At 36.3% G+C, this 12,851-nt stretch carries 12 protein-coding genes; 10 read left to right on the top strand and 2 right to left on the bottom strand.

What is annotated here, in order from left to right:
* Positions 1-358: 358 nt before the first annotated feature.
* The 9 genes from MKY80_RS23065 to rlmH all read left to right on the top strand — a co-directional run bounded on the left by MKY80_RS23065 (position 359) and on the right by rlmH (position 9,981).
* Positions 359-1,822 (top strand): peptidoglycan DD-metalloendopeptidase family protein, encoded by a 1,464-nt coding sequence (locus tag MKY80_RS23065; protein ID WP_342531386.1) that lies wholly within the window; start codon positions 359-361, stop codon positions 1,820-1,822.
* A gap of 213 nt (positions 1,823-2,035) precedes the next feature.
* Positions 2,036-2,749, top strand: coding sequence for a response regulator YycF (gene yycF, locus MKY80_RS23060; RefSeq protein WP_008177934.1), 714 nt, complete (start codon positions 2,036-2,038; stop codon positions 2,747-2,749).
* Between the two features lie 5 nt (positions 2,750-2,754).
* Positions 2,755-4,620, top strand: coding sequence for a cell wall metabolism sensor histidine kinase WalK (gene walK / locus MKY80_RS23055; protein ID WP_008177932.1), 1,866 nt, complete (start codon positions 2,755-2,757; stop codon positions 4,618-4,620).
* The gene (yycH, locus tag MKY80_RS23050) at positions 4,617-5,942 is read left to right on the top strand and encodes a two-component system activity regulator YycH (protein ID WP_008177930.1); all 1,326 of its coding nucleotides are present in this window, start codon (positions 4,617-4,619) and stop codon (positions 5,940-5,942) included. Before walK ends, yycH begins: the two co-directional genes overlap by 4 nt.
* Positions 5,929-6,753: a two-component system regulatory protein YycI gene (gene yycI, locus MKY80_RS23045; protein WP_008177929.1), complete on the top strand. Its 825-nt coding sequence runs from the start codon at positions 5,929-5,931 to the stop codon at positions 6,751-6,753. The genes yycH and yycI overlap by 14 nt, the downstream gene beginning before the upstream one ends.
* Positions 6,753-7,541 carry an MBL fold metallo-hydrolase gene (locus tag MKY80_RS23040; protein ID WP_008177927.1) on the top strand — a complete coding sequence of 263 codons (789 nt, stop codon included), beginning with the start codon at positions 6,753-6,755 and terminating at the stop codon, positions 7,539-7,541. Before yycI ends, MKY80_RS23040 begins: the two co-directional genes overlap by 1 nt.
* Positions 7,542-7,706: 165 nt before the next feature.
* Complete coding sequence (locus tag MKY80_RS23035) at positions 7,707-9,005, top strand: trypsin-like peptidase domain-containing protein (protein WP_008177925.1); 1,299 nt, start codon at positions 7,707-7,709, stop codon at positions 9,003-9,005.
* A gap of 241 nt (positions 9,006-9,246) precedes the next feature.
* A complete protein-coding gene (locus tag MKY80_RS23030; protein ID WP_008177923.1) occupies positions 9,247-9,411 on the top strand; it encodes a CxxH/CxxC protein in 165 nt (54 codons plus the stop codon).
* Positions 9,412-9,501: 90 nt separating this feature from the next.
* The gene (rlmH, locus tag MKY80_RS23025; protein ID WP_008177921.1) at positions 9,502-9,981 is read left to right on the top strand and encodes a 23S rRNA (pseudouridine(1915)-N(3))-methyltransferase RlmH; all 480 of its coding nucleotides are present in this window, start codon (positions 9,502-9,504) and stop codon (positions 9,979-9,981) included.
* A gap of 193 nt (positions 9,982-10,174) precedes the next feature.
* Here the strand turns inward: rlmH and MKY80_RS23020 are convergent, their stop codons facing one another.
* Together MKY80_RS23020 and MKY80_RS23015 are read right to left on the bottom strand one after the other, a co-directional pair.
* Positions 10,175-10,633: a staygreen family protein gene (locus MKY80_RS23020; RefSeq protein ID WP_090002669.1), complete on the bottom strand. Its 459-nt coding sequence runs from the start codon at positions 10,631-10,633 to the stop codon at positions 10,175-10,177.
* A gap of 359 nt (positions 10,634-10,992) precedes the next feature.
* The gene (locus tag MKY80_RS23015) at positions 10,993-11,913 is read right to left on the bottom strand and encodes a 3D domain-containing protein (RefSeq protein WP_107922858.1); all 921 of its coding nucleotides are present in this window, start codon (positions 11,911-11,913) and stop codon (positions 10,993-10,995) included.
* Between the two features lie 154 nt (positions 11,914-12,067).
* Here MKY80_RS23015 and MKY80_RS23010 point away from each other — a divergent pair, with 154 nt between their 5' ends.
* Positions 12,068-12,772 (top strand): hypothetical protein, encoded by a 705-nt coding sequence (locus MKY80_RS23010; protein ID WP_342531376.1) that lies wholly within the window; start codon positions 12,068-12,070, stop codon positions 12,770-12,772.
* Positions 12,773-12,851 lie beyond the last annotated feature (79 nt).

Below are 12,851 nucleotides of genomic sequence, written 5' to 3'. Positions count from 1 at the left end.
ATCGCTCCAATCCATAATGTGCCTTCCTTTATATTTTATCGGAATATTAAAAAAGTAAAAAGTATTATGCCTAAATTCACTTGAAAAAAATAATAGAATACTATACCAATGGCTAAGTATATGGTTTTTAATACGGTAAATAACGTTGTTCCATACCCATTTTATGAATAAAAATACAGTATTTATCAACTATATAAAATATATTCTATGTAACAATTAGTAGATAAATAATACATTTACATTACAAAAGAGTGAAATCATTCAAACGCTATTTTCTTTATGATACATTATAAGGGTGCAAAAATTCCTTGTGGGTAAATCATCCTATTACAAGGGAAAGTTGGAAGGGGCTTTATTGATGAATTCGTTTTGGAATAAAAAAGAAGAAAACAATAGATTCACCTACAATTTTTCTTCTTTTAAAAAGGTTTCGATCATGGCAGTTTTAATGACGAGCCTAACGATAAATATGGGTTTTGCTAAAGAACATACGAAAGAAAATTTAAATAAAATATACCATGTCTATGTGGGAAATGATTATATTGGTGCAGTATCTGACGAAAAAGCTATTCAAGAAGTTATTACATCAAAAGAAAAAGAAGCAAGTCAGCAATTCAAAGAGTTATCTATGGATGCTAGCTCATCTGTTAAAATAATCCCAGAACAAGTTTTTACGAATGAAACAAAAGATGCAGAAACATTATCCAAACTTAAGCAATCTTTAGTAGCGAAATCGGATGCTTTTACATTACTAGTAAATCATAAGCCAGTCGTATCATTAAAAAATACGGAAGCCTATGAAAAAACGGTTCAACTGTTGAAGCTACAATATATTTCTCAGCCAGAGTTAGATAAATTAGCGAAAAACCAACAATCTACAATTAATTTACCAGAATTACAAGCAGGCGAATTACGACTTTTAGATATTTCATTTAAACAGGATGTTTCAGGAATATCTCAAAAAGTTACACCAACTCAAATCTTAACACCTGAGCAAGCCGTAAACTATTTAATGACAGGCTACCTTGAACAAGATAGCTATAAAATTCAATCAGGTGATGTATTAGGTTCTGTCGCAAAAAAACATAATTTAACAACGAGTGAGCTGCTAGATTTAAACCCTGATGTAACAGTTGATACTGTTTTACAAGTTGGACAGGAATTGAATGTAACGGTGGCAAAGCCATTTGTAAATCTTGAGGTTAAAAAGAAAAAGAAAGTAGCAGATGTGATTCCATTCAAAAAAGTAGTGGAAGAAGATCCTACTATGTATAAAGGTGAAAAGGTCATCAAGCAAGAAGGCGCTAATGGTAAAAAAGAAACAACATACGCCCTAACGTCTGAAAATGGTAAACAAACAGCAAAAGTTGCATTAGAAGAAAAAGTTACCCAAGAACCAGTGGAACAAATTGAAGTAGTTGGGACAAAGGTAATCTCTTCACGTGGCACAGGTGAATTTTCATGGCCAGCTGTAGGAGGCTATATCTCAAGCGGTATGGGCGAACGTTGGGGCGCCTTCCACCGTGGAATCGACATTGCTCGTCCAAGTAATTATAATATTTTGGCGGCCGATAATGGTGTAGTTAGTGCAGCTGGTACGTCTGGTACTTATGGTAATCGCATTGTAATTAATCACAATAATGGTTATACAACGCTTTATGGACATCTATCTTCTATTAATGTTGAAGTAGGACAAGTAGTGGAAAAGGGCTCTGTTATCGGTATTATGGGTTCTACTGGAAATTCGACAGGCACACATTTACACTTTGAAGTTGAAAAGAACGGTTCATTAGTTAATCCGTTATCATATGTAGGCCGATAAACATTTTGAATAGTAGACAGTCCAAATAGTGGGCTGTCTTTTCTATTATTTCCCGAGAAATACTTGTTGAAATATAGCCCATTTTGTCAAAGTATTTAAAGTGATTGATGAACGATTAATGCAAGGAAACTGAAAGCATGATAGAGTTAAGAGTAGTGAACTTACAAATACAACATGTTTAAGAATAGATAAAAAACGAAAGGGAGAGAATGAATGAACAAAACAATTTTAGTTGTTGATGATGAAAAACCAATCGCAGATATTCTGCAATTTAATTTAATAAAAGAAGGATATAAAGTGATATGTGCGTATGATGGTGATGAGGCACTAAAGAAGGTTGAGGAAGAGCAACCAGATTTAATGCTACTAGATATCATGCTACCAAAGCGCGATGGTATGGAAGTATGTAGAGAGATACGGAAAAAATATGATTTCCCTATTATAATGCTGACGGCTAAAGGCTCTGAGATTGATAAAGTATTAGGCTTAGAAATGGGCGCAGATGATTATGTCACTAAGCCATTCAGTACACGAGAGCTTATTGCTCGTGTAAAGGCAAATATGCGACGTTTACAGGTTGCTGCACCTGCAGCAGAAGAAGCAGAAGAGGAATCAAACGAAATTGTTGTAGGTTCCCTTGTTATCCAGCCAGATGCTTATTTAGTAATGAAGCGTGATGAGGCTATTGAGCTTACTCATCGAGAATTTGAGCTACTACATTATTTAGGTAAACATATTGGACAAGTAATGACACGTGAACATCTTTTACAAACGGTATGGGGCTATGACTACTTTGGAGATGTTCGTACTGTTGACGTAACAATTCGTCGTTTACGTGAAAAAATCGAGGATAATCCTAGTCACCCTGCTTGGATTGTCACAAGACGTGGTGTAGGTTATTATTTACGAAATCCTGAACAGGAGTAATAGGAATGCAGAAAGTGAGCTTCTTTAAATCCATTCATGTCAAACTAGTGCTGATTTATATTTTATTAATATTGCTTGCTTTACAAATTATCGGTATTTATTTTGCCCGCCAGTTAGAACAAAATTTGAAGAGCAACTTCCAAGATTCTATTTTTCAGCGAGTTGACCTGATGCAATATAGTCTTCGTGAGGAAATTTTAAAGGAACGTGACGAAAGCATGCCTAAACTAGAGGAAAGCTTGAAGTCAATCGTTACGGAGTTTTCAACTGGTTTAAGAGACGTTTCCAATGGTGATATTTTAGAAATTCGTGTCATTGATGATAGACAAAGAATACTTGCGACATCTGAGCTCGAGAATCAAAATTTAATAGGACAACGCTCTAACACAGACCTTGTGCGTCGTGCGATATCTGCTGAAACGCTCTTTGATATTATAAAACTCGATAACAAAACGAGGAATCGAGTATGGGTATTAGCGAACCCGATTCGAGCTGGTGCAGGGCCGGATGATGAAATTATAGGCGTTCTATATATTGAAGCGAATATTGAGTCCGTTTTTGAACAAATGAACGAAATTAACCGTATTTTCCTTGGCGGCACAGCTATGTCGTTAGTCTTTACTATCTTTTTAGGTATTCTCGTTGCTCGAACAATTACACAACCAATTGCTGATATGCGAAAGCAAGCTCAAGCGATGGCAAAGGGCAACTATTCTCGCAAAGTAAGGGTATACGGTACAGATGAAATAGGTCAGCTTGCCGTTACCTTTAATCATTTAACCAATCGTTTGCAAGAGGCACAATCCACTACTGATGCGGAGCGGCGAAAGCTAGATTCAGTCCTTAGTAATATGACAGATGGCGTTATTGCGACAGATCGTAAGGGACGTATTATATTAATTAATGACCCTGCGTTGGAGTTACTGCATATTTCAAGGGATATTACACTAGGTCGTCCCATTGCCTCGGTATTGGGGATTGATCAGGAATATAGCTTTGAAGATTTAATTCATATGAGTGATGCTATTAATTTAAATTTCAGTACATCAGATGCACCTTATATATTACGTGCCAATTTCTCGGTTATTCAAAAAGAGACAGGCTTTATTAATGGTCTTATTACTGTATTACACGATATAACAGAGCAGGAAAAGATAGAAATGGATCGTCGCGAGTTTGTATCGAATGTATCCCATGAATTAAGAACGCCATTAACAACTATGCGTAGTTATTTAGAGGCACTAGCGGATGGGGCATGGAAGGATGAAAATATTGCTCCTACATTTTTAAACGTAACGCAAACTGAAACAGAACGTATGATTCGACTAGTCAATGATTTATTGCAATTATCACGAATGGATAGTTCAGACTATGAGTTAAACAAAGATATTGTCTTATTTAATTCATTCTTTAACCGAATTATCGATCGATTTGAAATGTCTAAGTCTGATAAAGTACAGTTTGCACGATTATTCCCTGAAACCTCCTTTTATGTAGAAATTGATACGGATAAGGTGACACAGGTCATTGATAATATCATTTCGAATGCCATCAAATATTCTCCAGATGGCGGAAATATTCGCTTTGGCTTCACAGGGCAAGGTGACATGCTAAAAGTCATGATTTCAGATGATGGCATGGGGATTCCTAAAGAAAATGTAGGCCGCATTTTTGATCGCTTCTATCGTGTCGATCGGGCCCGTGCTCGTTCCATGGGAGGAACAGGCTTGGGGCTTGCTATTGCGCGGGAAATGATTGAAGCGCATGGCGGAAAGATTTGGGCAGAGAGTGAGGAAGGGCAAGGCACGACAATTTTCTTCACATTACCATATGATGCAGATGAATTTGGTGAGGCAGGTGAGTGGGAATGAAATATATAGAGCCAGTTAAATCTGTTGTTTTATTTCTACTTGTCATGCTAAGTGTGATTCTAACTTTTTTGATTTGGACTTACACACCAGATTATAAATATATTGAAAATACGGAGCGGAAGGAAATTTTAATTAAGCCGCAAAAGGAAATGGAGGATATTATTCGTCCATACAAGGCTATTTTCCGTTTTGATGAGGGTTTTACAGGCACAGTATCTAATAATGCCATGAAGAGTTTGATGAAAACATTTAAAGGCTGGAACGTTCTAGATTTAGAGCCTGTTAACAACAATCTTTCGCCAAACTATGTAAATCAAATTATTGGCGCAGACCATCGAATGACGATTTTTTTCACTGGTGAGGTTCCATTTTCATCCTTTAACACCATTTTTCAATTTGCTGATAAAGAGTTACCAGAAACAACCTTCAATCGTATGATTATTGACTGGAGTAATTCAAGCACCAAAGAGTTAATGGTTTATTACATTAGTAGTAATAATCAATCATTATTCCGCTCACATGTAAGCGTGCCAAACATGAACCAATTTATACAGGAAGTCATAGAGCCTGCAAAAAAATATGGCACGTTTAAAGAAATTGAGCGAGAAAATCAGACATCGCTTTATGTAGATAACAATAAAATGGAATCTGTAAAATTTACGTACTATATTGAAGAAATCACACCAGAATTATTTAAAAATGTGTTATTTACAGATCCAAATATAGTGCGACGCAATGTTGAAAGTGCATCTTCTGAAAAATATACAGATGGTATGTCATTAATGACATTAGATACAAATCTAAAATCATTAAACTATGTTTATCCAGCTGCAGAAAGCAGTATTAGAATTGAGCCTTCAAAATTGCTAAAAGATAGCTTTGAATTTATCAACGAGCATGGTGGATATACTGCCGATTTCCGTTATGCTTCAACGAATACAAATAAAAATCAAATGGATTATCAATTATATTTGCAAGGTTTACCTGTCTATAGCAATCATGTCATTACCCGAATGACGACAATTTGGGGAGATAGCCGGATTTTCCATTATAAGCGTCCATACTTCTCATTAGATATGGATATTGAAGCAGAAAAGGAAATCAAAGAATTATCATCGGGAGCAGATATTGCTGAGAGATTAAAAGTTGGGAATAATATTGCCCTAGCAGATATCGATGAAATTGTTTTAGGTTATTATTTAACACAAAATCAAGAACTAAATATATTTACATTTGAACCTTGTTGGTTTGTCATCCGTAATGGATCTTGGATTAAACTAACTCCTGAAGTTTTAGGAGGTGTTAAAAATGGATTGGAATAGAACGAAATCTATTTTTATATTCGTTTTTTTAATTCTAAACATCTTCTTATATTCCCTTTATGTAAATCGCTATAATGAGGCGAAAGATATTGAGGTTCCGGGTGAAAAAACAATTGAAGCTCGTTTAAAAGATGATAATATAACGTATGGCTCCTTACCAAATAATATTGAGTTTGCTTCGTATATGACAGCTCAAGTGCATAAATTCACCACAGATGAATTTAGTAATAGTAACCAACAAATTACATTTAGGGATAATACGAATACTAAAGTTCGTGCTATTTTCTTAAAGCCTGTTAAATTACGGAATGTGAGTGATGATGCAAGCTTTACGGATTTTGCTGTTGCAAACGTAAATGAAGGAGCATCGTATGCCTTATGGAAAGTAGATCGCGAAGAACGAATCGCAATTTTTTTCCAGAAGACTAATAACCGGATGTTCTATTACAATGGTTCATTAAAAATTAAATGGAATACCAATAATGAAGTAACTATGTATGAGCAAACAATGATTGATAATATTGAAGAAATGGAACAACAGGAAACTGTCATTCCTCCCCTTCAAATTATTCAAACTTTATATGCAAAAGGACCGCTCAAGCCAGACTCACGTATTACGCAAATGAAGTTAGGTTACTCAACACTTGTTAAATTGACTCGTACTCAGGTATTAGTGCCAACATGGGAAGTACGAGTGAAATTATCGGATGGAGAAACAGAAGAGTATTTTGTCAATGCAGTAGAAGGCAAAGTCATTGAAATCCAGGAGGACAAGCAAGAGGGCGAAGAAGAAGACTGGGGAGTTGAATAATGCGATTTAGTGTTTTAGCAAGTGGCAGTACAGGGAATTCGATTTATGTAGAGAATGACGATTATGCCTTTATCGTTGATGCTGGTCTTAGTGGGAAAAAGATGGAGCAGCTATTTACAAAAATCGATCGTAATATGAAGAAGCTTAGTGGAATTTTCGTCACACACGAGCATAGTGATCATATAAAAGGGATAGGTGTACTGGCACGAAAATATAATGTACCGATTTATGCGAACGCCAAAACATGGCAGGCAATGGACGGGCTAGTTGGTGATATTCCTGTGGAGCAACGTTTTGAATTTGACATGGATACAGTGAAGCATTTTGGCTCTTTAGCCGTTGAATCTTTTGCTGTTTCACATGATGCAGCAGATCCAATGTTCTACACATTCCATGAGGGTAGTCGCAAGCTTGTTATTATTACAGATACAGGGTATGTCAGTGATCGTATGAAGGGTATTATACGTGGAGCAGATTCTTTCGTTTTTGAAAGTAATCATGATGTTAATATGCTTCAAATGGGACGTTATCCCTGGTCCATTAAACGCCGTATTTTAAGCGATGTAGGACATGTGTCCAATGAGGATGCAGCGATTGCAATGAGTGAGGTTGTATTTGATAAGACGACCAATATCTATCTTTCGCATTTAAGTAAGGATAATAATATGAAAGAGCTGGCGCGCATGAGCGTGTCACAAACCTTACAGTCCTGTGGCATTATGGTTGGTGAGCATGTTCATCTTTTTGATACCGATGCAGAGGAGCCAACAAAATTAGTAACGGTTTAACGACTCGTTATTTAGGTAAAACTTAAAGCTGTTCGACGCATTTTAATAAATGCGTTGGGCAGCTATTTTTATGTCCATTTTATTTGTTTTTCATCTGATTTTAATGTTTGAATCGTAAGATTAGGGTAACAATTAACAAAAGCAGTAAAGGAAAGGATGAGGAACATGAGTTACTTTCAAGATGATGATAAAAACAGTGATTTCCTAAAAAATGATGAAATACCGAAATCACCTCTTCAAGAAAGACTAGAGCGCGAGGAGCAAGAAATGCAGGCCAAGCGTCATAAAAAGAAAGGTGGAGGCGGAGGAAAAGGTGGCTATTTCTTTAGTGGCTTGGTCGGCGTCATTATTGGTGCCTTACTTGTTTGGCTGATGTTGCCTGGTCTGGTTAATCAAATGCCTGGTACAACATCAAGTAATACAGGGAAAAATGATACGACCATTGATCAAGTTGCCACGGAGGTAACGACGGATGTTACAAAAGCAGTTGATAAAGCTTCTCCAGCCGTTGTAGGTATTACTAACATTCAGGAAGTAACAAGCGGAGGATTTTGGAGTCAGCAATCAACAACAACAAAAGAAGCGGGAAGCGGTTCAGGTGTTGTATATAAAATTGAAGGTGACAAAGCCTTTATCGTAACAAATAATCACGTTATTGAAGGGGCTAAACAATTAGAGGTCACAATGCCTGATGGAACAAAAGAGCAAGCCGAACTAGTGGGCCATGATGTTTGGACAGATCTTGCCGTTATTTCAATTAGCTCAAAAAATGTCAAAACAGTAGCGACATTTGGTAACTCCGATGTGTTAAAACAAGGTGAAACAGTTATAGCAATAGGTAATCCACTTGGCTTAGATTTCTATGGCTCTGTGACAACAGGCGTTGTTTCAGGTAAGGATCGTTCTGTACCCGTAGACTTAAACGGTGATGGAACAGAAGACTGGCAGCAAGAAGTATTACAAACGGATGCAGCCATTAATCCAGGGAATAGCGGAGGGGCACTTGTCAATTTAGCTGGAGAGTTAATAGGGATTAACTCCATGAAAATTGCAGAATCCTCAGTGGAAGGTTTAGGATTCTCTATTCCAATTAATTCAGCCATTCCAATTATTGAGGAGCTAGAGAAAAATGGTGAAATGAAACGTCCAACAATGGGAATTTCATTAGCTGACTTAACAGATGTTCCAGCCTTCTACCAACAACAAACATTAAAATTACCAGCTGAGGTGACAACAGGAGTTGTGATTACAGATGTAATGAATAACTCACCAGCATCAAAAGCAGGAGTCCAACAATATGATGTTATTGTGGAAATGGATGGTCAAAAAATAGAAACAGCCATTGATTTACGTAAACATCTATATAATGAGAAAAAAATCGGTGATCAATTAACATTAAAAGTTTATCGCCAAGGTAAATTGGTAGAACTTACACTTACATTAACAAACGGTAATTCATTGTAAAAAGAGTGAATAGCAGTGGGGATTGTAAAATCTCCGCTGCTTTTTTGTGGAGATGGAGAGTCCTTTAATAAAATATTGTGGATAACTAGAAAATTATGAATACTGACTTTATACAATAAACAGTGAGGAAAAGGTACTTCTTCCATACATGCTATTCCTTTGATACAATAGGTTGTGGATAACATACACCGAAATGTGAATAAGTTTGTGGAAATTTCGGAAAATAAGGAGACATCAAAAAATGGAAAAATACAGCTGTGAAAGCCATATAGAACACGCTTTAGACATGTTTGTAGCTGAGCAAAAAGTGTTCCCAATTATGGATAAAATCGAAGAGGAAAAAAAGTTATCCACAAAGTGTAGCTACTGTGAACAGCCAGCAGAATATATTGTATCAAGTAAATAACTTTACACAATATATAGCAATGACGTGTGGATATGTTGATAACTTTTGTGGATAACTTGTTTGTAAATGAATTGTAAAGGTGGATAACGTGTGAATATAACGATTGTATCAGTCGGCAAGTTAAAAGAAAAGTACTTAAAAATGGGGATTGATGAGTACGTAAAACGACTAGGCGGCTATGCAAAAATGGATTTGATTGAGGTACCTGACGAAAAAGCACCCGAACAACTTAGTGATGCTGAAATGGATATTGTGAAGAAAAAAGAGGGAGAACGGATACTAGCCAAAATTAGTGCAGACACGTATGTAATTGCCCTCGCTATCAATGGAAAAATGAAAACCTCTGAACAAATGGCTGCTGATCTTGAATCTCTCATGACCTACGGCAAAAGCAAAATTGCCTTCGTCATCGGCGGCTCCCTAGGCCTACACGAAGACGTCCTAAAAAGAGCCGACGAGCAACAATCCTTCGGCAAAATGACCTTACCGCACCAGCTCATGAAGCTCGTACTCGTAGAGCAGGTTTATCGAAGCTTTAGAATTATGAAGGGTGAACCGTATCATAAGTAAGTGCGGTTTCGAAAAGACCACCTAGAGAGTTGGGATGTCAGCATTTTAGGTGGTTTAATTTTATTTATCATTGTTTTTTGCATTTATGTCCTTTTTCTTGTGTTGGTGGAAGTGGATCTCCTTATCAGTTTCATAATACGAGGTTTAGATACTTTTCCACCTGACATGTTGAAATCAATATAGCAAATTTTCTTCAATGATTGCTATAACTACTGAATGAACCCCAATTCTCTTGCCTAGCAAATTGAGGATAAGTAGATAGAAAGTTAACGATAATATTAGCCCGATCAAGTTTAGGGTATTGATCAAATAATGATCTATCGCCATATCGAATGGCTGTTAGTGCAAGTGGTAACTCACGCCTAAATATTTCATTGCGTTTTGCAGATGCATTTTGATTGTATTCTCCTTGTTCTATATATAAATATAAATAGAAATAAAAGCATTCCCCATTAGTAATCCATTCACCTAAGACCTCATCTCTCATCTTAGTATTCACTTTATCCCAAGCGAACTCATTTCCTATCGTTAAAAATAGATCGCCAGTATCATCTGAGTGAGTAAGTGTGTAACGTCTTGGAATGACAGGTTTCATTGTAGTCATACCATTCCTGAATTGAACGAATAGTTTTTCTGGGTAGAACTTTCCCAAGCTATCAACTCCATTCGTTTTTTTAACAATATGCAGATATAAACCTATTAAATAGTTAAAAGTCATATGTATTAAGTTTTTATAGAGAGGCTTATGTTTTAAGGGAAATGTATTAAACATTTTTTATTTGATGTAATGTATAAAATGAACGAAATATAGACCCTGTAGAACAATACTTCAGGGTCCATTTCTCTAGTGGTTTAATGTTTCAATTAGTTAATTCCATATTTTTACGATTAATCTGTAAGTTAATGGATAACTTATACCCATCTTTCTCATCTTCTGACAATTTAACATTCACTGTGACTTGTGACCCGGTAGCCATATTAATTACACCGTCGTTTATTAGGATGGTTAAGTTAGTCTAATATTGTGACCTTTAATTGTTTTACTCCAAAATTAATGGCATCTTGTTGAGAAGGGAAAAAAACATCAATTCGTTTTCCTTTAATGGCACCACCGGTATCCCCTGCAATTGCTTCACCATAGCCTTCCACATAAACTTTACTACCCAATGGAATTACAGCTGGGTCAACTGAGATGACCTTCGCATTTGGGTTGGCTTTAAGGTTCATTCCAGTAGCGGAAATACCGGAACATCCCTCACATGAAGCCGTATAGGCTGAAGCTTCCACTATAATTTCCTTTGAGGCAGTTTTATTGGCTTCAGGTGCATTCTCCTTTGAAGCGGTAGTACTTGTTGATGAAGCATTTGCTTCAGGTGCACTATCCTTTGAAGCAGTAGTACTTGTTGATGGAGCGGTCGCTTCAGGTGCACTATCCTTTGGAGCTGTATTACTTGTTGATGAAACAGTTTCTTCAGGTTTACTTTCTACTGCAGTTGTATTATTTGTTATTGAAGTTGTTGTTTCCTTTGCTGCATTAGCTGCAGGCTTTATTGGTTTGTCAGTTACAGCCTTACTCGTTTTCGTACCATCGATAATGGATAGATGTAAACCGGGATGAATAAGGTCCGTCTGTAATTGGTTCCATTCTTTAATTTGTGAAACAGAGACTTGATGATCTAGGGCTATGTCCCATAGTGTATCTCCTTGCTTAACGGTATATTGTTGTGCAATGGTAAGGACATCACCAGGGTGAATAAGGTTAGTAGTCATATGATTCAATGTTTTAATATTTTCTACAGAAGTATGGTGTGTACGAGATAAATCCCAAAGAGTATCACCTTTTTGTACGTTAATTGTTGCAGCTTGAGCATTAGCACCTAAAGTTGCCGAAAGCATTGCAACTGGTACAATTGAAATTATTTTTTTAAGCATGTATTAATCCTCCGTGTGCGTTCTTAGTTGTTAATGTAGAATCATCGTAACATAGATTTTTTTGAGAAAAAGAACAAGGAGATGTTAATTTGATTTCGTCCATGGCATTTATATTGCAATAATATTTCTACTATTAAATGAGACGATTTCCGTAATGAAGATAGCTGATTTGTTAAGAGCTAAATGTGATAATGTTTCTACATTAAATAAATTTCGTAAGTGGGGGATAATCATGTCAGTTGTGGATCTGTTAGCTTCTCAACTAGGTCGAAACGATGAAGAGCCAAATATAGAGCTGGCACATAAATTGATTCATGAAGAAAATGATGCGGGTATAGAAGAAATAATTGAAAATTTAACGTGCCAAGATAAAAAAATTCAATACGATTGTATGAAAGTAGCGTACGAAATTGGGCAAGTTAAACCAGAACTAATCAGTAAGTATGTCCTGACTTTTATAGAGTTGCTAAAAAGCCCTAATAATCGTTTGGTCTGGGGCGGGATGATGGCATTGGCAACGATTGCCGAGGTAGCATCAGAAACCATTATGGCTCATCTAGCTATATTAAAAAGTGCGATGAAAGTGGGTTCAGTTATTACAATTGATAAAGGTGTCCTCACTCTTGCGAAGCTAGCAGCTGTCAGTAAAGAAAACAATGATGTGATTTTTCCAATATTACTTCATCACCTTGAGAATTGCAGACCAAAGGAAATTCCTCAGCACTCGGAAAGTACGCTGTTAGCCGTAACAGATGAAAATAAAAATGAATTATTGAAAGTGTTACGAAAAAGAGAAAGATACCTAACAGCACCACAATTAAAAAGAGTCAAAAAGATTTATAAATCATTAGAAGCTTAATAAAAGTAAAAATTTTTCTTTATGTGCCGTACCTTTAATATAAATTTTAGCATCAGTGATGTTATTAGGTATTATTGAG

It is taken from the genome of Lysinibacillus sp. FSL R5-0849 (assembly GCF_038595075.1).
Lineage (GTDB): Bacteria > Bacillota > Bacilli > Bacillales_A > Planococcaceae > Lysinibacillus > Lysinibacillus fusiformis.
Note: the sequence above shows the minus strand (reverse complement) of the source record. Positions and strands in the feature narration are given on the sequence as shown.